Genomic DNA, 24495 nt, shown 5'->3' on the forward strand with positions numbered 1-24495 from the left:
GTTGTGGGGGCTGGGCCATGGGCTCGGCACCCTGGTCGCCGCGGGTGTCCTGTTGGTGCTCCTGTCCGCCGTGCATCTCGAATCCATTGACCGCTGGGCCGAGCGCATCGCGGGTCTCGCGCTGCTGGGCATGGGCGTCTGGGGGCTGCGGCGGAAACTGGGCGTTGGTGATGCGAGTCAGGCCTCCCGAGGCGTGCTCGCCGTGGGTCTGGTGCATGGGCTCACCGGGGCGTCCGCGCTGCTGTTGCTGCTGCCCGTCGCTGTCTCGGGCACGGGGCCGGAGCAGGCCCTCTACCTGGGCGGCTTCTCCGTCGGCAGCACGCTGGCCATGTCCGCGCTCACCGCGGGCATCGCCGCCTTCTCCCGCATCCGTCAGGTCTCCTCCAAGTTCGCGACGCACGTGCCTCGCGTGGCGTCCACGGTGTCCATCCTCGTGGGCAGCGCGTGGATGCTCGGGAGCTTCTGAGCTCGTGCGCAACGCCTCGGACACGACTCGGGCCGGACTCCCCGCGCGTTCGTGGAGCCCGGCCCGTTCACTTCGCGTGTCCAGCGTGTGTCAGTGGACGCGGCCCGGAGGCAGGTTCGAGCGAGGCGGGAAGCCCGGCACGGCCGCGTCCAGGTTCTTCGTGCTGCTCAGTGAGCGCGGCGCGAGCAGCGACTCACCCACGGAGCCCGTCAGCGCCTGAAGGCTCTGCGGCGCTCCGCACACCAGGTTCTCCAGGTCGTCGTCCCGGCGGCCCAGGTCGTTGAAGACGCGCGGAGTGCCGGTGATGGGGTCCGGCGTCGCGCCCTGACCGACGAGGAAGAAGGACGGGCCCGAGGCGCTCCCGGCCGAACGCGGGAAGACGTGGAGGAAGGGGGTCTGCGTCTCTCCCGCGTGACAGCCGTTGCACGTGTTGAGGGAGAAGCGATGCCGCGCCTCGGGGTCCGCGCCCGGCGCGTTCCAGAAGAAGAAGAACGGAGTGAGCGCGGAGCCCGCGAGGAAGGGCTGCCCCTCGAAGAAGGCCGGCACCTGATGCGTGCCGCTCATCAGGGGCGCCAGGTTCTGCTGCACGTAGTTCGTCACCAGGGGCGAGCCGGAGTGGAAGAGCTCCGGCGTGAGGGCCACGGGAGCTGGCGCCAGTCCGGTGGGGCCGAAGTGGAACTCGCGCAGCTCCCACAGCGGGTCCAGCGCGTTCTCGTTGGTGCGCACCTGATGGATGGCGCTGCCCATGAAGTGTCCCGGTGCCACGAAGGACTGGGTGAAGCGGTCCGTCAGCGCCTGGAGCTTCGTGTTGTACGCCGGCGTGCCGAGACTCAGCGTGCCCAGCTCGTGCCAGTCGCGCGCCCAGCGCTGGATGTCCTCCGGCCCGTCACCGGGCAGCATGTACTCCAGGATGACGGTGAACGGCAGGGGCTGGCCGCTGGGCGTGGTGACGCCGAAGACGAAGCGGCCCTCACCCGAGTGCGTGCCCTCGCTGCGCAGGTCGATGCGGTTGACGATGGCGAGCAGTCGGAACGGCGCGGTGTTGAAGTCGAGTGGCGCGTTGGGACCACCGCTGCGCGTCTCCCAGGGCCCGAGCACGTCGGGACGGATGCGCGGGCGCGCGCCGACGAACGAGGCCTCGATGAACTGGTTCTCCTCCCACGTCTTCAGCCAGTTTCGCACCAGCTCGGAGGGGCTCTGCCCGCCGTTCATGCGGCGCATCAGCATGCCGAACGTCCAGACGCCGTTGCCCGTGGTCCGCACCGGGTCCTCCACCACGGACAAGTCGGTGATGAGCAGCTCTCGCTCGGGTGTCACCTGACACACGCCGGGGCCGCAGGCCGTGGAGGACTCGCAGCCGTTGACCGCGTCGCCGTCGCAGTCGAAGGTGCCCACCGCGCAGCCGAGGCCACATGTCCCCGCGCCACAGACGCCACTGGCCGAGGCCGCGCCACCGCACACGGTGCCGCACGCGCCGCAGTTCGCCGCGTCGTCCATCCTCGACGTCTCACAGCCGTTGCTTGGATTGCCGTCGCAGTCCAGGAAGCCCGCGACGCAGGTCTCCGTGAAGGACGTGCAGGCGGACTGATTGCCCGCCGCGTCCCGGGCCCTCGCGAAGACGGTGACACCGACCTGGTTGGCGAGCAGCGGCACCAGCGCACCGCCGGCATTGTCCAACGGCACCTCCGTGCCCATGGGCGTGGTGCAACCCGCGTCGGAGAAGAGGACCACGCGCGTGAGGGGCTCGCCCTGCGCGCGCACCGCGCTGACGAAGGGCGCCTGTGGGAAGGGCACCAGTCCCGGCGTGAAGAGGGGCGGCGGCGGCGCCAGGTTGTCATGCGTGTACGCCACCGACGGGGAGCAGCCGGACAGGTTCCCCGCGGCATCCACCGCGCGCAGCGTGAACGTCGTCACGGCGTTGGTTCCCACGGGCAGGTTGAAGCTGAAGTTGCCGGTGCTGGCGGTCGCCGTGGTGGTGGTCAGCGGCGTGCCTCCGCAACTGGAGTTCTGGAAGACGCGGACGAGCGCGCCCGCCTCGGTGCGGCCGTTGAGCTGAGGCGTCAACTGGGTGCCCGCGGCGCTCGGGACGAAGGCGAGCTGGAAGGGGGTGGCGGGGGCCAGGTTGTCGTGCACGTAGCTGATGGGCGCCGAGCATGCGGAGACGTTGCCCACGGCGTCCTCCGCCTTCGCGGAGAAGGTGCTCGTGGTGTTGGCCGTCATGGTGAAGGCCCGGGTGAAGGTGCCCGTGGCGTTGGCCGTCACACTCGCGATGGCGGTTCCGGCGCAGGTGCCTCCGGAGAAGAGGCGCACGGTGGCGCCCGCCTCGGTGGTGCCCGCGAGGGTGGTGCTGGTCTGCGTGCTCGGGGATGCCGGCGTGAAGCCGGTGAAGACCGGCACGAGGGGCGCCACCGTGTCGCGCACGCAGCCGAGCAGCTCCAGCCGCGCCAGGGAGATGACCTCGACCCCGGTGCGAGCGTCATTGTCGTCCGTCACGTTCAGCCGGAACTTGCTGAACGTCTTCGGGCTGGTGAGCGTGTACTCGCGGCGCTCCGAGCCCAACCAGTTCATCTCGTCGACGCGCGTGTCGACCGTCACCCACGTGCTGCCGTTCCAGCCCTGGAAGGTCCAGTTCTTTGGCGCGCGCGTGGTCAGGTCGCCGTTGGTGAACTTGAGGGCATATCGGCTGATGATGCGCGGACCGTCCGGCCACTCGTAGGCCACCCAGGCGGGGGTCTGCGTGACGGCGGAGATCCACATGGAGGCCGCCGTGTCCACGCTGTCGAAGGCCTTCCATGCATCGTAGCTGGCGCTGTAGGCGCCCGACGCCGTGACGATGCCGGAGGGCGCGGTCGCGCTCGTCATGTCCGGCACCTGGTTGACGTTGGTGGCGCAGGCGCAGTTGTAGAAGCTCAGCTTGCCGATGGAGAGGACGTCCACGCCCGTGCCGGCCGCGTTGTCCTCCGTCACCATCAGGCGGTACTTGCTGAAGGCCGTCGGAGTCGCGACGGCGAACTCACGCAGCTCGCTGCCACCCCAATTCGTCTGGAGCGTGCGCGAGTCAACCGTGGTCCACGCGGAGCCGGACCAGCCCTGCAGCGTCCAGTCCCTCGGCGCTCGTGCCGTGAGCGAGCCGTTGGAGAACTGGATGGCGTAGTGGGTGACAGTCCTCGGTCCGTTGAAGAACTCGTAGGTGAGCCAGGCGGAGCCCTTTCCGCTCGCGGAGAGCCACGGGGTGGTGTCACTGCCGTCGAGCGCCATCCAGCCGGGGTTGGAGGCACTGAACTGGCTGGAGGCGATGGCGAGCCCGCTCGGGGCGTCGCCGGCCGTCATCGCGGGGATGAGGCTGTCGCCGCAGGTGAGGCCCTGGGTGGCGGCACCCAGCGGCTCGGGAGGGGAGTCAACGGGCGGCGGGGCGTCCTGACACCCGGGCACGAAGGCCAGGGTGAGGGCGCTCGCCAGGAAGAGGCTTCGGACGGACATCGGGCGATGCATGGACACGCTCCTCGCTGCGGGCCGCCGGCGAACGCCGGAGGCACTGGAGGACCGTGTCGTAGCGGGACGTGTCGAAGGCGAGGTCCGGCATGTGACGGAAGCGCCGACGCCGGTGACGAGTCGTCCTCCGCGCGGGACGAGCCCGGGGCCTGTCACCGGGGACCGGCCCTCCTGTCCTGCCTGGTGGCGGTGGGGATGTTCATGCTGGCGTGGGCCTGGTGGCGTCGCTGGCCTTCAAGGGCTGACGCTCAGCGGCCCAGCAACGCCGCGCGCAGCCACGCGGCGAATGTGCCCACGCCCGGCGTCACCTGCGCCTGCGTCCACCTCAACCTGCGCACGTGACGGCGGCTCTTCGCCTCCGAAGCCAGGGGCCCCAGCACCGCGAGCGCTTCGTCCCGCTGCTTCTGCCGCGCGAGCAGCAACGCCAGGTCCAGCTTCACCTCGAACAGCGTCGCGTCCAGCGCCAGCGTCTCTCGCAGCAGGAGGATGGCGCCCGTCCGCTCGGCGCTTCGACGGAAGTGGAGCCGGCCCCGGAGCAGCGTCTTCACCGCCTCCGCGCGGTGTCCCTTCACGACGTGGAGCTGAGACACCTGTCGCCAGAGGTCCAGCTCCAGGGGGAACAGCTCCGCCGCCTGCGCATACACGGCGAGCGCCTTGTCCGCGAAGCCCTTGTCCAGGTGCGCCTGGGCCGCCGCGCGGAAGCTCTCCAGCGCGGCCTCCGGCTGTTTCACCCGGGCCAGCAGCGGCGCGAGCTTGCCCAGCACCACCGCGTCCTTGGGCTCCAGCTCCAGCGCCTTCCTGTACCCGGAGATGGCCTTGTTCAGCCGGCCCTTCGAGCGCGCCACGTCCGCCTCGGTGACGAGCTCCGAACGGGACGGCGGAGTCTTGCTTCCGAACAGCATCGCGACTCCGCATTGAAGTCGCCTCGCGCGCGGAGAGCAACCCCACGTGAGCCGCCAGGGTGGGACGTGTCAACCAGATGAAACAGCCGCGCTGGAAGTTTCGCCCGTGAAAACAGGTGAGCCCGATCAGGGTGTCCTCCTGACCGGGCTCGGGGTGCTGCCATTGATGAGGTCCGCACGTTTAAGACTTCGCCTCAGTGTGATGCCCCGTGTCCTGCGATTGAACGACCGCCGCGCAAGCAGGTGAAGCGGCGGGCTGGAATTGCACCAGCATCTCGGGGAGAAGGGCGAAGCCGGTAGATCGGACCTGCGACAGCGAATGCTGAGTCTGGAGTGAGAATTTGAACGTGGGGTGCTTCGCGGGCCCTTGATGTCGCTTGCCTCTACCAGTTGGGCTACCCCGCCGCAGAGCGTGGCGGGGGCAGGGTTTGAACCTGCACTGAAGGCGACCGGGGAACGCTCGGCGTCAACTTGCTGCTGAGTTTGAGTTTGTACTCCGAAAGGACTGCGCGGCTGAGTCTAACCGAAGAGATAGCCGAGGAGAACCTCGCCCGACTTCATCTCTTCCACCTCCACGGCGTTGGCTTCCTCGCGCGCGAACTTGACCGCCTGCTGGAGCTTCTCCACCCGCTCCACCAGCTCATTGACCCGGACGGCGGGGAGGGCGCCCGAGTACTTCACCGTCTTCCAGTAGCCGACGACGATGTCCTCGTAATAGACCTCCACCTGGGCGGGGTGCTTCTCGGTGGCCTCGGCCTTCACGTGGTTGCGGGGGACCTTCTTCGTCTTCGCCGTCTGCACGGGCTCCGTGGCCCACAGGCCCTGCGCCGGGTCCGGAACCCAGGACTCCGACGGGTCCAGCGTGGGCAGCTTCTTCACGAAGGTCTGCAGGTCGACGAGCTGCTTCTCCAGGAAGAGCAGGTACGTGGCGGGGGCGCCCGTGAGGAGCACCTTCCCATCGACACGCACGTCCGCCTTGGCGTGACAGTTGGTGAGGTCCTTGGTGGCGGTGACGTCGAAGAGCCGGGTGAGGATCTCCTTCGTCTTCTTCAACACGTCGTCGGAGCGCACCTGCACGCGCGTGGACTCGGGGGGGAAGCGCTCACCCTCTTCGTCACGGGGCTGATAGGTGCGGGAGATGCCGTTGAGCAACTGCGGCTTCTGGAGGTCGTGGTGGGCCTGCGTCAGCTCCTGCTGGGAGCGGTTCTTGACGCCCTTCTCGACGGCGATGATCTGATTGAGCTTGGTCATGATGTTCGGGTCTTCGAATTTTTGAGTGGGGCCAGGACGGTGTGCCCGGAGCGTACCTGACGCCGGCGCCGATTCTCAGTCGGGCTTTCCGTAGCCCACGAGCGTGTCGTCCTCGAACTCCGCCACCCATCCCCCCGGCAGCGCGAGCGCGCTCATCAACGCGGGGCGACGACGCAGCAGGGAGTACACGGGGAAGGTCTCGAAGGTCTCATCGCCCGGGGGGCCAGGGGGGACGATGAGCCAGCCGGAGTCCGTGCCCTCGGGGGCCCGGGCGCGCGCCATGGCGACGCGGGAGCTCCTGTCCCATCCGGGCACGGCCGCGACCTTGTCTCCATAGCGAGGAAACAAGGGCTCGGTGCCTACCGTCTGCGTCGTCTCGAGCATCCGCCCCTGGATTCGCAGCGTCACGGTGATGTCGTCGCGCCAGTCGTTCAGCGGGTCGCCGTCGAAGTCGGGCTCCGTCACCACCAGCGAGTCCCCGCGCGGGTCCAGGCGCAGGCTGGACCAGCCGAAGCGCAGCGTGCGTCCGGGGATGAGGCCGCCGGGCGGCAGGCGCGTGAGCACGCTCAGCACCCACTCGGCCTGTTCCTCCGCGTCATCCGCGCACATGAGCACCACGTGCACCCCGTGCAGATGTCGCTCCAGTCGAAGCTGTCCCATCTCCATCCCTCCCGCCTCGGCCTCGCGTCCACCGCGAGGGCCGCCGGGCAGCATGTCGCGAACCCTCGCGTCGAGGAAGCACGGCGGTGGGCGGATTACCGTCCCTGGAACACCGGGGGCCTGCGCGCCGCGGCCGCCGCGAGCCCTTCGCCCAGGTCCGCGCTGCCGTAGCTCTCCGCCTGGAGTCGGGCCTCTTCCTCCAGTGCGCGCTGGAGTCCCGCGCGGTCCAGGCCGAGTCGCTGCTTGAGTCCACGCGTCGCCAGCGGTGCGTTCGCCGCGATGTTGGTCGCGAGCGCGCTCGCGCGGGTCCGCGTCTCCGTCGCGGCGGTGGCCTCCAGCGCCAGTCCGAGCCGCACCGCCTCGCGGCCATCGAAGCGGCGGCCCGTGAGCAGCAGCTCCGCGGCGCGCTGGGGGCCCGCTCGCATCGGCACCAGGTACGTGGCGCCCATGCCGGGATGCAGGCCGAGCTGCACGAAGTTGAGGGCCAGCTTCGCGTCCTCGGAGACGATGCACACGTCGCACGCGAGCGCGACGCACAGCCCCGCGCCAATGGCCGCGCCCTCCACCGCCGCCACCGTGGGCACGGGCAGGTCGAGGATGCTGAGATAGCGCGAGTAGAAGTCGAGCATGAAGCCGCGGGCCTCCTCGAAGGAGACCTGGCGCAGTCGCTCCAGCATCTGGAGGTCGCCGCCCGCGGAGAAGGTGCCGCCCGCTCCGGCGAGGACGACGGCGCGCACGTCATCCCTCCGGCGCAGCTCCTCCACTCGGGCCCGCAGCGCGTCTCCCAGCTCGGGAGTCATCGCGTTGCGGCGCGCGGCGTCGTTCAGCGTGAGCGTCGCGACGCCCCCTTCAATGTCGAGCAGTACGCCCGTGGCCTGGACAGTCATGGGCGGACTGTAACCGCATCCACCCTCGCGCTCGGCGCCAAAGGCACGGCGAGCGCGAGGGCAGGGGCCGTGTCGGCTAGAACGCCCGGTTCACGGCATAGCCGCAGATGCGGTGCTCGGCCTTGTACGTGTTGGGACCGGGAATCCCGTCGATGGGGCCCGTGTAGCCGAACTCCCGGCCCACCGTCTGGACGCGCTGCCAGTAGATGGCGCCCGGGATTCCATCGTCCTGTGCGGAGGTGCGCGGGCCGCCCCGGCGGTTGAGCTCTCGCGCCGTGATTCTCACGCGGATCTTCTCCGTGACGGGCCCGGTGACACCGTCGATGGGGCCCGTGTAGCCGAAGTCCCGTTGTCCCACCGTCTGGATGCGCTTGTAGTAGATGGGACCAGGGACTCCATCGTCCTCCGTCGACGTCCGGGGAATGCCTCCGCCACCACCACCGGGCAGGGGGCCATGGTCTGATATGACGCTGCCCGCGTAGTCCAGCGACCAGCCGAGATACCGCGCGCCCGAAGCCGACGAATACCCGGACACGCTGTTGATGCCGATGGCGTTGCCCCAGCTCTGCGACAGCTTCCGCGTGGCCATGAAGACCGTGGTGCCACCGCCGTTGAGGTCCAGGCCCACGTGCCCGAACGAGCCGATATCCCACCAGTGGAACGCGCCCGCGGGTGCCTGGGCGGCGGAGTACGGCTGCCGTGTCGACGCGTGGTAGGCCTCGATGGCCGACGGCCGCGCGGAGGACTCGGGGAACCCGCCGAAGCGCCACATCAGCGACGCGCACCACTGGTCCCACGTGCCGCCGTCTCGCGTGGGATGGGCCGACGCGTAGGCCCGCGCCCGGTTGTAGATGGAGGTGTTCAGCTCAGCCGTGCTCGTGTCGAGCGCCTCGGGCACGTCCGCCACCACCTCGCCCTCGCCACCACATGCGGAGAGCCCCACGAGCAGCAGGACGAGCAACGACGACATCCGTTTCGTGTGCATCTTTCTTCTCCAGGCGGGTTGTCCCCGCGAGCAGTCCTCGGGCCGCGCGCGGCGAGCCTGTGTCTCACCGCGATTCGACCCCAGGGGTCCACACGTTGTCGGCCCAGGGCTGTCCGGAGTTTCTGGTTAATCGAAACGCGGTAGCTCCTCTGCGGGCGCGAAGCCGAACCCCGCACGAAGCCTCCGCTCCTCCGCTCCTGCGGGTTTGATGGCGCGGCCTACGTCGTGGGCGCTCCACCGTCCATCAGCTCCAATTGGCCCGCCGCCTCGACCTTCACCGCGTTGAATCCTCTCATGTGTCTTGCTTTGCCCGCACGCGCGGATGCGACGGCTTTCTTGTTTGGATGATATGGGCTCGGGACGGCCAAACTGTTATTGACTGACGGGTGGTGGCCAATCGCAGTGATGTCCAGATTCGTCATCATGGCGCGCGGCTCTCCAGAAGCCCATTCACGGGCCTCCGAGCTTTTCACGAGATGAATCCAACCGGGGAGGAAATGGTCATGTTCGAGCAGTCTTTGGGGGCGGGCCAATGAAGCCGTCGAGCGAAGCGGGGCGGGCACGTCGGACGGTGTTGGTCACCGGTGGGTCCAGCGGCATCGGAGCGGAGGTGGTGAGGGCCATGTCGGGCCAGGGGGACCGGGTCTGGCTGACCTACCATCGAGGCAGGGAGCGCGCGCTGGCGCTGCTCCGGGAAATCAGCGCAGACGAGGACCGGGGACATCTGGCCCTGCCGTTGGACCAGTCCAACGCGGCCCAGGTGCAGGCGCTGGTCAGCGGCCTTCCGGGCCCGGTCGATATCCTCATCAACAACGCCGCGCTGGGGACGGAGACCGTCAAGGCCGAGGGCGGCGGGTCGGCGTTGATGGAGGATGAGCTGTTCTTCCGGGTCAACTGCCTGGGCCCGCTCTGGCTGACCCGCATGCTGGTTCCGAAGATGCTGGAGCAGGGGAGTGGCACGGTGGTGATGCTCTCCAGCGTGGATGGCGCCTTCGCCGCCTTCCCGGGGTTTCGCGCCGCGGATGGAATGAGCAAGGCGGCCATCGCCTTCCTGACCCGGCAACTGGCGGCGGAACTGGCTCATGAGCCCGTGACGGTGGTGTGCGTGGCGCCCGGTGCCACCGACACACCGATGTTCCGGGCGAGCACCTTGGCGCCCCTGAGCGACCACGCCCGGCGCGCGCTCATCGCACGACTGCCGAAACAGCGATTGATTGAAGCGTCGGAGATCGCGGAGCTGGTGCGCTGGCTTTGCGAGCCCCAGGCCCGTGTTCTCCATGGCGCGGTCCTGGATGCTTCCCTGGGGCTGGGCGTTCATCCAGGGCTTTTGACAGGTCGTTCCCTCTCCTTGGATTGATTCCGGCGGAGCGCGCCGGGGAAGGCTGTTGCCATGGCAAAGGAAACCGAAGCGTCGTCGCCGCCAGGCGACAGGTCGTCTGATGGCGTCTGGAACCTGGAGGAGTGGGACCAGGCGGTGGACGTCACGGTGCGGCGGCTCCGGGACTACGTGGACACCAGCCAGGGAGGGCACGCGCGGGTGACGGCGCGGCGCCCTCCCTCCGAACTGGCGCGGGAGCTGTCACTCCACCGGTGGATTCGGGAAGGGGGCATGGACGCACAAGCGCTCGATGACTTCCTGAAAGCCTATCTCTCGGAGGGGACCCGGCTGCACCATCCGGGATATCTCGCGCACCAATGCGCGACGCCTGACCTGCCGGCGGCGCTGGCGGACCTGGTCCATGGCGTCACGAACAACGCCATGTCCCTGTATGAGATGGGGGCCTCGGCCGCCACCGTCGAGCTCACCGTCATCGACTGGATGCTGGAGAAGGTGGGGTGGCGGGGTGGCGTTTCGGGGGGCGTGCTCGTTCATGGCGGCTCGCTGGCCAACCTCACGGCGCTGCTCGCGGCGCGGGCCCGGGCCTTCCCCGGGGCCTGGACACAGGGAGCTCCTCGCGAGGCGGTCATCCTGGCGCCGGCCTCGTGCCACCTCTCCATCAGGCGAGCCGCGGCCATCATGGGTCTCGGGTGCGATGCGGTGGTGGGGCTGCCCTGTGACTCACTCGGGCGCGTCGTCGTCCAGGGTGTCCACGAAGGCCTCGCTGCCCAGGCGCGGCGGGGACGCACCGTGGTGGCCGTGGTGGCCAATGCGTGTGCTCCCGCCACCGGGCTCTATGACGACCTGGTGGGCGTGGGCCAGTGCTGTCGCGAGCGGGGGGTCTGGTTCCACGTGGACGCCGCGCATGGAGGCTCGGCCCTGTTGGATGAGGTGCTCAAGTCCCTGCTGAAGGGAATCGAGCAGGCGGACTCCATCATCTGGGATGCGCACAAGATGATGAGGACGTCGACGCTGGCGGCGGCCGTGCTTCTGCGTCGGAAGGAGGACCTGGACCGGGCGTTCCGCCAGGAGGCGGACTACCTCTTCTTCGAGGATGAGCGCGGCGGGCCGGACTTGATGCAGCGGACCGTGGAGGGCGCCAAGGCGGAGCTCGGACTGAAGCTCTTCCTCAACCTGGCCTGGCGGGGAGAGGCGGGGCTCGCCCGATACGTGGCGGGTCGTCATGCCACCGCGCATCGCTTATGGGCGTTGCTGTGCTCGCACGACGACTTCGAGACGCCCTTCGAGCCGCAGAGCAACGTGGTGTGCTTTCGCCACCGTGACGCGGCGGGAGACTCACGGCAGGTCGCCATCCGGGACCGGCTCATCTCGGAGGGCCACTTCCACCTGGCGTCCTCCGTCGTCTCCGGCACGCGCTGGCTGCGGGCGACGGTGATGGCGCCCGCCACGGATGAGCAGACGCTCCACTCTCTGCTGGACGCGGTACGGCGGGCGGCCCGGGACGTGGGCACGAAGGCGTAGTCAGTAGATGGTCAGCGACAGCTCATCGCCGGGGCGGACGGACATCTCCTGCTCGCTCTCGAAGGTCCTGTCGCTGCCCAGGCTCTTGTGGCCCAGGGTGCCGATGATTTCGATGCCGAAGCGGATGCGGTCCGTGGTGCCCACCAGGTCGGGAGGCAACACGAAGTTGCGCGTCGTCATCCCCGGCACCGTCCCCAGCCGCAGCCGCCGCGTCCCCGTCAGCGCGTAGAGGTTGACGTCCACGAGCTTCCGGCTCTCCACCGCCACCGTCGTCTTCGGGGGGGGGGGCCGGTTCGGGTCCGCGGCCGCCCCGTGCGCCCCTCCACACGCTGAAGCCACGGCAAAGAGCACGAGCAGCAGGGTGGGAAGGGCGGACTGGGTACGCATGGGAGCTCGCTTCCGGGGAAGGACTACCGGGGCGTTGAGATTTGCGTGGAGCCTTCCGCCCGGAGCGACTGGGTGGCGAGGCCGGACATGCTCTCCGCCAGCCCCTGGACGGAGCGGGTGGCTTCCTGCGTCTCCTGCACCGTCTTCAGGGTGCGCTGCATCTGCCCGGACAGCTCCTGGATGGCCATGGCCATCTGCTGGGTGCCCGAGTCCTGCGCGCTGACGGCGGCGGTGATCTGCCGCATGCTCGCGCTGGAGTCGCCAATGAGGATGGCCAGCTCCTGGAACTGCGCGCTGGATGTGCGCACGGCATCCAGGCTCTGCCGGACGCGCTCGTCGCCCTTCTCGCTGAACTGGGCCGCCTCCCGCATGCTCGCGCTCACGCCGTTGAGCACCTCGCGGATGCGGTGCGTGGCGCGGATGGACTGGTCCGCCAGTCCGCGCATCTCTCGCGCCACCACGCCGAAGCCCCGGCCGCTCTCTCCGCTGCGCGCCGCTTCAATCGCCGCGTTGATGGCCAGCATGTTGGACTGGTCCGCCAGGTCCTTCACCGAGTCGACGATGCCGGACACCTCGCGCGTGCGCTCGTCGAGCGCGAGGATGCGACGGGCCATCTCCGACACCTCGGAGCGAATCGCCGCCAGGTCCGCCAGCGTGCGCTCCAGCGCGGCGCTGCCCTCGCGGCCCACCTGCTCGGCGCCCTCCGCCGACGCGGCCAGCGAGCTGGCCTTCTCCGCCGTCATCTGCGACGAGCGGCGAATCTCCTTCACCGTCTGCTCGGCCTCCTGCAGCGCCGCGGCCTGACGGCTGACGCCCTCGGTCTGCTGGTCGCTGGTGGAGCGCAGCTGCTGCACCACCGTGGCCAGCTCTCCGGCGCCGGTGCCCATGCGCTCGGCCAGGTTGCGCACCTCCAACTGCCGCTCCTCCAACTGCCGGGTGTGGGCCTCCAGCGAGCGCACCACCTCCATGGAGCGTCGCGCGACGATGCCCAGGAGCGACAGCGTCAACGCCAGGTAGCCCCAGTGCGACACGTTGCCCAGCGAGAAGGGCAGCACGCCGATGACGGGCAGCACCGTGAGCGCGAGGAAGAGGACGAGCCCCGCCAGGCCCGCCACGAAGATGCGGGCGTCGGGGTTGCCGCGCCACGCCTCCGTCGCCGCCACGCTGAAACAGATGAGCAGGATGGAGAACGAGAAGGGCAGGAAGGGCACCAGGATGCGCTGCGCGGTGCCCAGGTCCGCGAATACGAACAGGGCCGCCACCACGCAGAGCGCCGAGTAGCCCATGGCCCCCATCCGGAACCAGCGCCGCTGGTTGTTGAGGAGCGCGTCCGACACGAACTCGATGAGGCCCGACACGAGCAGGAAGATGCCGAGCACCGTGAAGCGCGTGGCGGTGATGGGCGCGTCCCACAGCGCGTTGGGCATGCCGCTCAGGCCCAGCAATACGAAGCCGCCGCTGGCGGAGAACACCGCCAGGCCCGCGAGCATCCGCCGACGCCAGTGCAGCAGGAACGCTCCACCGGAGCCCACGGCCACCGCGAGCAGGAGCATGCCCATGACGAACGGCGCCTGGCCCTCGCGCGTCACCTTGGCGAGCAGTTGATGCCTCGAGCCGATCAACGCGCCCTGCGCCACTCCGATGTTCGGGTTGCTCGACTGGACGCGCAGCAGCAGATGCCCACCGAGCGCGGTGCGCGGTACCGGCACCACGTGCCAGGCCATGTTGTCGGACAGCTCCGCGCCGGACGTGTTGAGTCGTCCGCTCACATAGACGCGCTGACCGTTGGCGTAGGCCTCCACGGCATTGGTGACTTCACCCAACATGACCGCGGGCTCCGCCCAGGGGCCTTGCGGCAGCGGGATGCTGATCCACAGGAAGACGTTGTTGCCGCGTCCAGGTGGCGGCTTGAGCGCTTCCATCGTGCGCCACTCGTCCGCGATGTTCGCGGTCTGTGCCCACAGGGGAATTCCATCCGCGCCCTGGGGCGAGTCACCCCAGCGGAAACGCCAACCCTCCAGCACCGGGACGGCGGAGCTCGGCTCCTCCTCCGCTCGGGCCGTGGGGGCATGGACGAACGCGATGAACAGCGCGCAGCCCAGCAGCACCAGACGCGCGGCTCGGCGCGACGGTGCGTGAAGCCTCACGAACGAGGCAAGGCTGTCGAGGGGTGTCGGGGAAGGGCGGTAGGCAGCCATGAGGTAGCCAATGCTCGACCGCCAGCGCATGGCTGTAAATAGGTCTGCATCCCCTGACATGTAGGAAAGGGTTCGGAAGGGGCTGTAGGGAAGTGGGAGTGAAACTTTCTCGACGCGCCACGCCACCCATTGGGAGGGGCGATTGTGACCCAGATGCACATGTCTCGGGACATCGTGTCAGGACTGGACGAAAGGGAAGGCTTTGGCGGGTGAGGCGTGTCCTGGGCCGGGCGGGCCGTCGTGGACGACTCGCCCGGTCTTCCTCATGGAAGGGCTGACGCCTCGGCCTCAGAAGGAGCGGAAGATGCCGCGCACGCCCAGGGTGAAGAGCGCGTGGAAGCCGTCATCCACGGCGGAGACGGGAGACGTCTGCGCGGGCAGGCCGGTGATGTTCACCGTCTGGTCGCCGGTGCGCACGGTGTAGCTGCCGAGCGACGCGGTGACGATGGGGCCGACGGCCAGGAATCGCGAGACGCGCACGTCGCCTCCCGCGCTGAGGCGCACGAAGGTGGGGCCCCGGTCCGTCACCTTGGTGTCGATGCGCGCGGGCACGGTGCCTCCGCCCGGCAGCGGGACGACCGTGTCGCCCTTCACGTGGCTCTTGAGGAACTCCATGCCCACGGCCAGCCCCACCCAGGGGTCGAAGCCCGACTCCGGCTTGATGTGGAAGCGCAGCTCGGGGCCGAAGCGCCACTGCCAGGTGTTGCAGTCGAAGCCCTCCGGACAGGAGATGTCGTTCGTCTTGGTGAAGACCGGCTCCCAACTGCCCCAGACGCCCGCGTAGACGCGGGGGTTGATGCGATAGCCCAGCTCCAGGAGGATCGGCAGGGATGCGCTGGCGCCGTCGGTGATTTTCAAGTCCTCGCGTGTCCCGGTGCGCGACGTGCCGTCCTTGTAGACGTACCCCGCGCCCAGGCCCAGGTTGACGCCCAACGCGAGCTGGAAGCCGGACATCCCGTGCTCCGCGCGGACATCCATTTTCACCTCGCTCGACTCGCGCGTCTCCGATTCCTGCGCCACCGCCGTCCCGGAGATACCCAGGGTGGCGATGACAGATAGCGTCCAGCAGTGCCTCATGGCCATACGAGCTGCCTCCAATGCGTTTTTGCGGGGGTGGGGCGAGAAGTGACCAACGGGGGTGGCCTCCGTGAAGCGGACTCCAGGGCCGAGCGTCCGGGGAGGACACAACCTCCCCCGGGGTGTTGGCCGCCCATCACCCCGGAAGGGGTCAGGTGTCCACGCGAAGTCACGAGCCGACCTCCCAGGTCGGTCTCCTTCGACAAGGAGTCACGCGCCTGGAGCGCCGCCCGCTCCACCCGGAGCCAGGCATCCCCAGGTTGCCCGTGAGGAATCTCGGCGCGGGTGGCCAGATGAAAGAGGGGCGGCATGGAACACGCCAGGGAAGGCCGCTGGAGCTGGATGGACGTGCTGCTCGGAAAGCCGCTCACCACCGCGCAGGCGTCGCACGAGCAGGTCGGAGTGCTCGCCGGCGTGGCGCTGCTCGGGCTGGATGCGCTGTCGTCCGCCGCGTATGGACCGGAGGCCGCGCTCACCATGCTGCGCCCGCTGGGCCCCTCGGGCGTGAAGCTGTTGTTTCCCATCACCGCGTGCATCGTCGGATTGCTGGTGGTGGTGGCCGCCTCCTATCGGCAGACCATCGCCGCGTATCCGCGCGGAGGTGGGTCCTATACGGTGGCGCGTGAGAACCTGGGCCGGCGGGTGGGGCTGCTCGCGGCCTCCGCCCTGCTCCTGGACTACCTGCTCAACGTGGCGGTGGGCATCTCCGCCGGCGTGGGTGCCATCGTCTCCGCCTTCCCCTCGCTGGGGCCGCACACGCTGGGGCTCGCGCTGGGGTTGCTGGGCCTGCTCACGCTGGTGAACCTGCGAGGCGCGCGTGAAGCAGGGGCGCTCTTCCTGTTGCCCACCGGGATGTTCATCGGCTCGCTCTTCATCCTGCTCGCCGTTGGCGCCTGGCGGGCCTTCGCGCAGGGTGGGGCGCCAGCACTCGACATTCCTCCGCCCGCGCTGCCCCCGCCCTCGGCGAGCGTGGGGCTGTGGCTGGTGCTGCGGGCCTTCGCCAGCGGCTGCACGGCGATGACGGGCGTGGAGGCGGTCAGCAACGCGGTGCCCATCTTCAAGGCGCCGTCCGTGAAGCGCGCGAGGCTCACGCTGTCGCTCATCATCCTCGTCCTCGTGCTGTTGCTGCTGGGCGTGGCCGCGCTGTGCCGCGTCTATGGCGTGGGCGCCACCGCGCCCGATGGCCCGGGCTACCAGAGCGTCCTGTCCCAGTTGCTGGCCGCGGTGACGGGGCGGGGTGTCTTCTATTACGTGGCGATGACGTCCATCCTCGGCGTCCTCGCGCTGTCGGCCAACACCAGCTTCGCCGGCTTCCCTCGCGTGTGCTGGCTGCTGGCGCTGGACCGCTACCTGCCCGTGGCCTTCGTGCACCGGGGGCGGCGGCTGGCGTATTCGCGAGGCATCCTGCTGCTCTCCGTGCTCGCGGGGCTGATCATCCTCGCCGCGGATGCCATCACCGACCGCCTCATCCCCTTGTTCGCCATTGGCGCGCTCCTGGCGTTCACCCTCTCGCAGACGGGCATGGTGGTGTACTGGACGCGTCGCCGCGAGGCCGGGTGGCGGTGGCGCCGCGTGCTCAATGGCGTGGGCGCCCTGCTGACGGGGCTGGCGTTGTCCATCGTCATCGTCGCCAAGTTCACGCATGGCGGCTGGGCCGCCGTCGTCATCATCCCGCTGGGCGTGCTGCTCTTCAGCCGCGTCCACCGGGCCTACCTGCGTGTTCGCGAGACGACGGGCCTCAGGCGTCCCATGGCGTTGGAGCCGGGCGGGAGCATGGTGGCGGTGGTGCCCATGAGCCGCTGGTCCCATGCGTCGGAGACGGCCCTGCGCTTCGCGCTGGGGCTCTGCCACGACGTCCGCGCGGTGCACGTGCGCACCGACGAGGCGGAGGACGCCCCAGACGCCCTGGCCGAGCAGTGGGCCACCCTCGTCCAGGAGCCCGCCATGCGGGCCCATGTCCAGGTGCCGAGGCTGGAAGAGGTTCCTTCTCCCTACCGGGGGCTCGTGCAGCCCTTGCTGGACTATGTGGACGGGCTGCTCGCGGAGGACCCGCGCCGCACGGTGGCCGTCGTCCTGCCGGAGCTGCTGGAGAGCCAGTGGTACCGCGCCGTCATGTATGGGCGTCACTCCGAGCTGCTGCGAAGCACGCTGCTGCTGTCCGGAGCCCGGCGTCTGGTGCTCATCAGTGTGCCCTGGTACCTGCGCACCGAGGACCAGGCCCAGCCCGGCTCCGCCCTGGGGCCCACCGGGGAGTCCGAGCCCGTGGCTCCCGCCTGAGGCGCGCGGCTTCCTCACGGCTCGACTGAAGTTGTTGCAGGGCTCCTTTGTCAAAATTTTCCGTGTAGGTTGTTTCCCGCGCGTTCTGGCCCGCAGCCTTCATCGCCCCCGGGGATGGAGGCCGAGCCATTCATTCATCAGACATCGCCTCTCGGGCTCCCGGCATCCGAGAATGCATGTCTGCTCATGCCTCCTGGCCAGCAGACATCAAGACTGGCGGGCATTCCCAGACGCCAATCGGGATAGTTTGGGAACCAAGCCAAAGCAGGCACTCTCCGTGCAGGACGTCGGGCGTCCCTGGCAGCAACCCCCATGGGCGCGGAGGCGCAAAGATGAATCGCAGATGGTTTGGAGTTCTGCTCGGTGGAGCGTTATGGGCCCCTGGTGTGTGGGCCCACGATTTCCGAGCGGAGAAGCTCGTGAACGGCGTGAAGCTCGCCACAATCAACACCTACCCCAACACGCTCACCTTCACGTTCAGCGCGACGAACATCCATCCGACGCTGGAGTCGCTCCTCCTGTTGGCGGAGGACCCGCTCCTGACGGCATGCACCCTCACGCCCGCGCCGCCGCTGGCGGTGCCGGTGGGTGGCAACATCACCTATCAATGCACGTTCCCGGTGCCCAACTTCGAGGCCTGCGAGGCCCTGGGCTTGTTGGACTCGAATCCGTCCACCCCCGATGACACCGTGTCGTTCACCAACGTCTTCAACATCGGCTGGGACAGTGGCTCCGCCCAGGACACCGTCAACGTGCTCTGTGCCCAGGAGCGCATCCTGTCGTGTGATGACACCGTCTATATCTCGACGGCGTCCTCCTCCAGCTCCGGTCTGCCCGTGGGGCCCTCGCGCCTCTACGTGTTCGACCCCGCCTCGGCGACGCTGGCGCTCCAGGGGTCGACGTCGCTGCCGTACAACGCGCTCGCGTTCAACCATGTCGATGGCTTCCTGTATGCCATCAACTCAGACGGCGTGAACGCGCCCAACCTCATCCGGGTGGACGCCAACGGCTCGGGGAACATCATCGCGCCGCTCGTCACTGGCGCCGCGAACACGGCCCTCTGGGGCGCGGGCGCCATCCTGGGGGATGGCTCCTTCCTCGGGTTCGAAATCACGAGCAACCACCTGGTCCGCGTCAACACCACCACGGGCGCGACCTTGTCGGATGTCGTCGTGGGCACCCCCGCGAATTTCCGGGTGGCCGACTTCGCCGTCAATCCCATCAACGGCCTGCTGTATGGCTTCAACAGCGCCACCCAGCGCGTCACCATCATCAATCCGTTGCTGGGCACCCACACGGACTTCGTCCTGCCCACGCGCATCAACGGCGTGCTGTCGGTGGGCAACTCGATGGTCTCCGCGGTCTTCACCTCCGTGGGGGAGCTGTTCTTCTACGGCTCCACCAACGCGAACGTGAACCTGGCGAATACGTTCTATTCGGTGAACCTGGTGACGGGGGCGTTGACCACGGTCTCCACCGGTCCCACCACGCAGTTCGCGGACGGCGCGACGTGCGCCTTCCCCCCGCCTCCGCCCGTGGGTGGGAACGGCACGCCGATGCTGACGAGGGATCACGGCTTCTTCGGCTCCAGTGAGGAGGCCCTGAGCCAGTGTCTGGCGCAAGGCCCCATCTCGCTGGGCAACCTGGGCACCGTCACCACGATGGAGAACGCGCTGGGCGTCCTCTGGGCCAACCCGGGCATCGCCCAGAATGGGGAAGTCCGCTCTGACTTCGAGGCCCTCAAGGTGAGGGTCGCCCGTGAGCTGCTGACGGCCACGTGCAACGAGCGGTTCTTCGGTGCGAAGGCGCCGTCGCTGACGGGCATGGAGGCGTGGGTGGCGCCCAGCCGGATGATGCTGGAGCCGGCGCTGAAGCTGCTTGAGAAGCACAACCGCTCCGGGCAGCGCAGGGCGGTGCCGCTGAACAAGAAGATCTGGAAGCTGGATCCGCTGCTGGGGCAGGAGCGGGCCGTGGAACCGCGGTTCTGAAAGGGGGGATGACATGAAGACGAACTCAAGATGGATGGCCTTGTCGGGGATGTTCCTGGCGCTGACGCTGAGCGCGTGTGATGGCAACAGCGGGACGGACCCGGTCGACGTGCCCGAGGGAGACCGGTTCGAGCTGCGGCTGCTTGGTCAGGACGCGGAGCTGTACGAGAAGGTGCTGCTGGGCGTGGGGCGCATCGAAGTCATCGCGCAGGGCAAGTCGCTGCCGTTCCAGCTCTCGCCGTCCGCGCGGTCGATGGACCTGTCAAAGTCGGACCAGGCCCACCTGCTGGGGTATTTCTACCTGCCGGCGGAGGCGGACACGGCGGATGTGCGCGTGCACTTCGATGACGTGGGTGCCTTCCGGGAGTCCGGTGCGCCGGGCCTCATCAACGCGCGCTCGGGCTCCATCCTCTTCACGACCAAGCGGGCGGAGCTGGAGAAGCGCAAGCACGTCGTCATCCAGTTGCACCTGAAGGACAGCCTCTTCCAGGGCCGCGGCTCCAAGGTCCTGCTCCCCTCGACGTTCATCGTCCACTGAGGGTAGGGCGAGCGGGGGCGCTTCGGCGCTCCCGCTCTCGGAGCAGAGGTCTCACGCCATCCCGAGCGCCGCGCCCACGGCGACACCGAGCAGGGTCGCTCCGACGAGGAGGAGCCTCTCCTTCAGGGCGGAGTGACGACGGTGGTGGGGCGCGGGCGACGGAGGCGGCGCGGGCTTCGGCGGCGCGCTGATGGCCACGGGCGCGAGGTACGGCAAGAGGGCGGCGTCGAACTGAGTCGCGGACTCGGCGTCGAGCTGGGGCGCGAGCGCGGCGTCGAACTGAGTCGCGGGCTCGGCATCGAGCTGGGGCGCGAGCGCGGCGTCGAACTGCGTCGCGGGCTCGGCATCGAGCTGGGGCGCGAGCGCGGCGTCGAATCGGGTCACGGGCTCGGCATCGAGCTGGGTCGCGGGCGCGGCGTCGAATCGGGTCGCGGGCTCGGCATCGAACTGGGGCGCGGGCGAAGAAGCAGCCCGTGTGGCCAGCAGGGTTTTTCGCGCCGGCGACGGCTCGGCCCGCTGTGCGAGCGGCTGGGTGACCTCGTCGTCCAGCGCTGTCTCCGTGTGAGCCTGGGCCGCCCATGGCCTCAGCGCGCTCGCCATCTCCCCGGCGTCCGCGAAGCGCTCCGCGGGACTCTTGTGCAGGGCGCGCGCGAGCACTCGCGAGAACTCCTCGGGCACCTCGGGCCGAAGCGTGGAGGCCAGCGGCGGCACCTTCTCCACGATGGCGGAGAAGAGGGCCACCGTGTCGGCGACGTCGATGGGCTGCCGCCCCGTCACCATCTGAAACAGGCACGCCCCCAGCGAGTAGAGGTCCGCGCGCGCATCGACCGGCTGGCAGCGGACCTGCTCGGGCGCCATGAAGGAGGGCGTGCCCACCCACGCACCCGCCTCCGCGCCCACCGCCGAGGCATCGTCCTCGTGGAGCAGGCGCGCCACTCCGAAGTCCAGCACCTTCACCTGGTCACCGGCCTCGCCCGACACGATGAAGAGGTTGTCCGGCTTGATGTCGCGGTGGATGACGCCCGCGCGATGCGCGGTCTCCAGCGCGGACAGCGTCTGGATGGCGATGGCCACCGCGCGCTCGAGCGGCAGGGGACCTTGCTGCTTCAGCAGGAGCCTGAGCGTCTGGCCGTGGAGCAGCTCCATCACCATGAACGGAGGCTCGTCCGGATTGCACTGGAAGTCCTTCACCTCCACGAGGTGCGGATGCTGCAGGCCCGCGATGGCGTGCGCCTCGCGTCGGAACCGCGCGATGACCGCCTCATCGTCGACCAGGTGCTGCTGAAGCACCTTGATGGCCACCGCGCCATCCTCGTCGACACCGGCCGCCTCGTAGACGATGCCCATTGCCCCCACGCCAATCCGCTGACGCAGTTGATACTTCTGGCCCAGCAATGTCCCGACCGAAGCTGACGAGCGGCTCATGTCATCACGGGTATATCGAAGGCGCCCACATGGCGAGGGGTATCCGCCCGATGACGTATGTCCCAGTCGTTGATACTGGGAAAGCCCAGATGACTCCGACGGAGCGAGGCGGAGTCACCCTCGACTCCGCCTGGGGATGTCTCGGCAGGTGAGTGGATGGTTCTCAGCGTGAGAGAGGCTTGCGTGGCCCGTGTACCGCGACACTGGATTCAAAAGGTGATGCCCAGGCGAAGCAGGTCCAGGTTCAGGTCGGTGACGGCGCCATCCGAGCGTTTGTCCGCGAAGGAGGAGCCGTACGTGTAGCGCACGTCGAGCGGCTGGCGTCGCTGGTTCACCCCGTAACCCATGCCGAGTCCGAAGACGGGCTCGAAGAAGAAGCCGGAGCGGCGCGTCACCACCCTGTAGCCCACGTCCAGCCCGAGCGTGGCCTGGAAGCCGTGCTCCTCTTCATAGGTCAACGCGGCGGCCCTGCCCGACGGACGGAAGCGTTGGGTGTCGACGCTCCACATGCCGGTCAGCCGGGGTTGGATGAAGAAGCCTTGTCCACGCGCCTTGGGCCACGGCTTCCACGCCACGCCGAGGGAGACCTTGAGCTGGCGCAGCGACGCGCAGCGCATGGACTCGCGACGACAGGTGGTGCGCGTCAGCATGGGGGTGACCTCGAGCACCGCCATGGTCGAATCCGACAGGTTGCGGCCCACGCCGATGGGCACCGCGACGTGGAGTTCCTCCGAAATCAGGCCGGACGACAAGAACACCAAGGCATGCAACACAGGCGACAGCCAGATGGACGTCTTCGGGACGTCCTCGGACCGCACCACGTCGGGCATGGGGGCATCCACCTCGGCATGGACCGCGGGCGCGAGGAGGAGCAGTGCGATGAGGGCTGGGCGGATCAGACAGTCGCTCCTGTGGCTGAGTGGCGATTGTCTCCAAGCAACAGCCATGCCTCATCCCGCCGCCCTGGACGGTGCGCGGGGGCGGGCCTTTCAGCGCGACACGGCTGTCATTCTCCCCGCGCCCGGATTCGTGGCGGTGATGTCGTGGTGGGGAGTCCTGACTGACCGCCGCGAAGTCCGGGCCCGCAATGTGAAAGGGGTTGGATGGCCCGCGCCATCCAACCCCTTCTTGCTGCCCCGGCGGTCTGGCGACGGACTAGAAGTCCTTCACGCGGTCCGCGAGGTCCGCGTTGTCGATGAACGCGTTGGTGTTGCCCTGGATGTTGGCGACGCGGCGGTTGCGCTCGATTTCAGCGGCGTCGACGCCGTCCAGCTTGTTCCACGCCTTGAGGGCGGCTTCCTCGTCGGCGGGGATGGGCTTGTTGTACGTGGACGAGAAGTAGAACATCGCGCGCGCCACGTTGCCCTTGTGGGAATCGGGCGGCTCGAACACGGTGTTGCCCTTCGCGTCCGTGCCCAGCTTGGCGCCGTTGTGGCTCCACTTCACGTTCACCACTTCGCCGAACGGGAAGCTGCTGCGCCGCGAGTTGGCCTTGCTGTCGGTGGGGAACAGGTGGTGCAAATCGCTCTTGGCCGCGCCCGTGGCGCCCTTCGACTGCGGCCAAGTGTGCTCCACGTTCATCACGGCGTTGTTGGGAATCTTCCCGCCCTTGGTCTCCACGCCCGTGTAGACGCACTCCACGTTGCCGGCCGCGTTCACGTCCAGGCTGGAGAAGATGATGTTGCGCGCCTCGTTGTAGCTGACCACCTTCTTGCCGGAGGACGCGTCCCTCACGGCCTTCAGCAGCGCGTCGTCGCGCAGGCCATCGAACGGGTCATCCGACGGCTCGGGGTCCGGCTCGGGCGCCTTCGTCTCGGGGACGATGTTCATGCCCCACTGCTTCAGCGTGCCGACGTCGCCCTTGGCGCTGTCCCGCACCTCCAGCTTCCAGGTGCCCTTGGTGGACTCGCCCGCGAACTCCTTCAAGTCGAAAGAGCCCTTGAGGTCGTCCGCCGAGCCGCCCGCGCGGTTGGACACCACCGCGGTCTTGCCCGACGGGGACGTCAGCGTCACCGTCAGGTCGCCCCGGTAGGTGTGCGCGATGTCCAGGTCCAGCTTGAGCGACTCCACCTTGGCGTCCTCGGCGACGTCCAGGGTGCTGGTGACGGTGGCGCTGTCCTTGATGGCCGCGTTGGGGCTGGTGCTGGGCGTCAGCGGCGTCGCCACCGCGCCAGCCGCCGCCTTCAGGTTCGTGGCCGCGGCGTCCGCGACGGTGGGCGCCACGGGAACGAAGACGGCGCCGAGCTTCGTCAGCAGGGAAGGAGTGAGCCCCTGTCGTGCAGGCTCGAAACCGGTGCGCGCCTGGGCTGGTGCCCGGGGTGAAGATGTTTCACGCGCGGTTTCAGTTTCAGTCGGGCGAGCAGAGAGGGGCGAGCGGCGGGGGCCGACGACACTGGTCATGCGGGTATTATCGGCCCCGTCGCCTCGGAGGTTGTTACTACCGTGTGGATTTTTTGACGCAGCCGGAATTGCGGGAAATTCCAGCGGTGTCGCACCGGTGTCCCGGGGTGGGGGAGCCCCTACCGGCGGATCAGCTCGGAGAGGGGCTGTCCCTCCGGACCCACGCCATCCAGTCGCACGAAGTCCACGGAGAAGGGCCAGGACGTCTTCACGAAGATGTGCTCGAGCTGGGCCAGGTTGGCGCCGAACTTCGTCCACGCCTGCACCACGCACCGGCCTCGCACCTGGGCGGTGGTGATGTCGACGGGCCGCCCGGGGAAGGACTTCAGCCGGAGGTGTACCCGCCAGCCCTCGGCGGTGGCTTCCACCTGCTGGGCGTCCTCGAGGCCATACGCCGGTTGCTCGATGCCCAGGAGCTCCTCGACCTCCGCCTCGCCGCGCTCCAGCATCCGCCAGTACACGTGCACGGGGCGCACGCCGACGGGGCGGCAGCTCTCATCCAGGCTCACGGCGTAGTGGACCTGATTCCGGTTCTCGCTCCGGGAGAGGAAGAAGGCGGACGGCGCCTGGGTCGCGACGGGCTCGGCGGCGACGGCGACGGAGGACGCCAGCAACACGGTGGCGGCGCCTCTCTTGAACCAGGTCTTCGGAAACATGCGGGTCCCCCTGTCTCGGCGGAGTGCCTGGGTCTGGGATGCTGGG

The 24495-nt window shown here is 68.8% G+C and carries 20 protein-coding genes; 6 read left to right on the top strand and 14 right to left on the bottom strand.

The genetic code is table 11. The features are described from left to right. The coding region (locus HUW62_RS21790) for a hypothetical protein (protein ID WP_255203560.1) at positions 1–466 on the top strand (466 nt) is incomplete at its 5' end. A 90-nt stretch (positions 467–556) separates the two neighbouring features. On the opposite strand, the gene HUW62_RS21795 is transcribed toward HUW62_RS21790, so the two are convergent. From HUW62_RS21795 to HUW62_RS21825, 7 genes are all read right to left on the bottom strand, one after another. Then, positions 557–3958: an Ig-like domain-containing protein gene (locus HUW62_RS21795; RefSeq protein ID WP_176435503.1), complete on the bottom strand. Its 3402-nt coding sequence runs from the start codon at positions 3956–3958 to the stop codon at positions 557–559. 248 nt (positions 3959–4206) lie between these two features. Then, entirely contained in the window at positions 4207–4860 is a 654-nt protein-coding gene (locus HUW62_RS21800; protein ID WP_176435504.1) for a hypothetical protein, read from the bottom strand. A 519-nt stretch (positions 4861–5379) separates the two neighbouring features. Continuing rightward, complete coding sequence (locus HUW62_RS21805) at positions 5380–6111, bottom strand: hypothetical protein (RefSeq protein WP_176435505.1); 732 nt, start codon at positions 6109–6111, stop codon at positions 5380–5382. Positions 6112–6186: 75 nt separating this feature from the next. Beyond that, positions 6187–6825 carry a hypothetical protein gene (locus HUW62_RS21810; RefSeq protein ID WP_240356987.1) on the bottom strand — a complete coding sequence of 213 codons (639 nt, stop codon included), beginning with the start codon at positions 6823–6825 and terminating at the stop codon, positions 6187–6189. Positions 6826–6866: 41 nt separating this feature from the next. Next, the gene (locus HUW62_RS21815; RefSeq protein WP_163869282.1) at positions 6867–7658 is read right to left on the bottom strand and encodes an enoyl-CoA hydratase/isomerase family protein; all 792 of its coding nucleotides are present in this window, start codon (positions 7656–7658) and stop codon (positions 6867–6869) included. Between the two features lie 76 nt (positions 7659–7734). Further along, positions 7735–8643, bottom strand: a complete 909-nt coding sequence (locus HUW62_RS21820) for a hypothetical protein (RefSeq protein ID WP_163869281.1) — start codon at positions 8641–8643, stop codon at positions 7735–7737. Positions 8644–8861: 218 nt separating this feature from the next. Next, entirely contained in the window at positions 8862–9068 is a 207-nt protein-coding gene (locus tag HUW62_RS21825) for a hypothetical protein (RefSeq protein ID WP_163869280.1), read from the bottom strand. 107 nt (positions 9069–9175) lie between these two features. Here HUW62_RS21825 and HUW62_RS21830 point away from each other — a divergent pair, with 107 nt between their 5' ends. Both HUW62_RS21830 and HUW62_RS21835 read left to right on the top strand, forming a co-directional pair. Further along, complete coding sequence (locus HUW62_RS21830) at positions 9176–10000, top strand: SDR family NAD(P)-dependent oxidoreductase (protein WP_163869279.1); 825 nt, start codon at positions 9176–9178, stop codon at positions 9998–10000. 33 nt (positions 10001–10033) lie between these two features. Continuing rightward, a complete protein-coding gene (locus HUW62_RS21835; protein WP_163869278.1) occupies positions 10034–11503 on the top strand; it encodes a pyridoxal-dependent decarboxylase in 1470 nt (489 codons plus the stop codon). On the opposite strand, the gene HUW62_RS21840 is transcribed toward HUW62_RS21835, so the two are convergent. The 3 genes from HUW62_RS21840 to HUW62_RS21850 all read right to left on the bottom strand — a co-directional run bounded on the left by HUW62_RS21840 (position 11504) and on the right by HUW62_RS21850 (position 15171). Further along, positions 11504–11890 (bottom strand): hypothetical protein, encoded by a 387-nt coding sequence (locus HUW62_RS21840; protein WP_163869277.1) that lies wholly within the window; start codon positions 11888–11890, stop codon positions 11504–11506. It abuts the gene before it with no gap. Positions 11891–11913: 23 nt separating this feature from the next. Continuing rightward, positions 11914–14088 carry a methyl-accepting chemotaxis protein gene (locus HUW62_RS21845; protein ID WP_163869276.1) on the bottom strand — a complete coding sequence of 725 codons (2175 nt, stop codon included), beginning with the start codon at positions 14086–14088 and terminating at the stop codon, positions 11914–11916. A gap of 288 nt (positions 14089–14376) precedes the next feature. After that, positions 14377–15171 (bottom strand): hypothetical protein, encoded by a 795-nt coding sequence (locus HUW62_RS21850; RefSeq protein ID WP_176435506.1) that lies wholly within the window; start codon positions 15169–15171, stop codon positions 14377–14379. Positions 15172–15474: 303 nt separating this feature from the next. On the opposite strand from HUW62_RS21850, the gene HUW62_RS21855 reads away from it, so the two are divergent. The 3 genes from HUW62_RS21855 to HUW62_RS21865 all read left to right on the top strand — a co-directional run bounded on the left by HUW62_RS21855 (position 15475) and on the right by HUW62_RS21865 (position 19968). Next, the gene (locus tag HUW62_RS21855; RefSeq protein ID WP_217911474.1) at positions 15475–17442 is read left to right on the top strand and encodes an APC family permease; all 1968 of its coding nucleotides are present in this window, start codon (positions 15475–15477) and stop codon (positions 17440–17442) included. 428 nt (positions 17443–17870) lie between these two features. Beyond that, positions 17871–19430, top strand: coding sequence for a hypothetical protein (locus HUW62_RS21860; protein WP_368670452.1), 1560 nt, complete (start codon positions 17871–17873; stop codon positions 19428–19430). Between the two features lie 13 nt (positions 19431–19443). After that, a complete protein-coding gene (locus tag HUW62_RS21865; protein ID WP_163869273.1) occupies positions 19444–19968 on the top strand; it encodes a hypothetical protein in 525 nt (174 codons plus the stop codon). 51 nt (positions 19969–20019) lie between these two features. Here HUW62_RS21865 and HUW62_RS21870 read toward each other — a convergent pair whose 3' ends face one another. The 4 genes from HUW62_RS21870 to HUW62_RS21885 all read right to left on the bottom strand — a co-directional run bounded on the left by HUW62_RS21870 (position 20020) and on the right by HUW62_RS21885 (position 24449). Then, complete coding sequence (locus HUW62_RS21870) at positions 20020–21393, bottom strand: serine/threonine-protein kinase (protein ID WP_176435508.1); 1374 nt, start codon at positions 21391–21393, stop codon at positions 20020–20022. A 209-nt stretch (positions 21394–21602) separates the two neighbouring features. Next, positions 21603–22223, bottom strand: a complete 621-nt coding sequence (locus HUW62_RS21875; RefSeq protein WP_176435509.1) for a hypothetical protein — start codon at positions 22221–22223, stop codon at positions 21603–21605. Between the two features lie 325 nt (positions 22224–22548). Next, the gene (locus HUW62_RS21880) at positions 22549–23793 is read right to left on the bottom strand and encodes an endonuclease (RefSeq protein WP_176435510.1); all 1245 of its coding nucleotides are present in this window, start codon (positions 23791–23793) and stop codon (positions 22549–22551) included. A gap of 119 nt (positions 23794–23912) precedes the next feature. Continuing rightward, a complete protein-coding gene (locus tag HUW62_RS21885; RefSeq protein ID WP_176435511.1) occupies positions 23913–24449 on the bottom strand; it encodes a DUF4833 domain-containing protein in 537 nt (178 codons plus the stop codon). Between the last annotated feature and the right edge of the window lie 46 nt (positions 24450–24495).

Source organism: Myxococcus sp. AM011 (assembly GCF_013372595.1).
In the GTDB taxonomy this organism is placed as follows: domain Bacteria; phylum Myxococcota; class Myxococcia; order Myxococcales; family Myxococcaceae; genus Myxococcus; species Myxococcus eversor.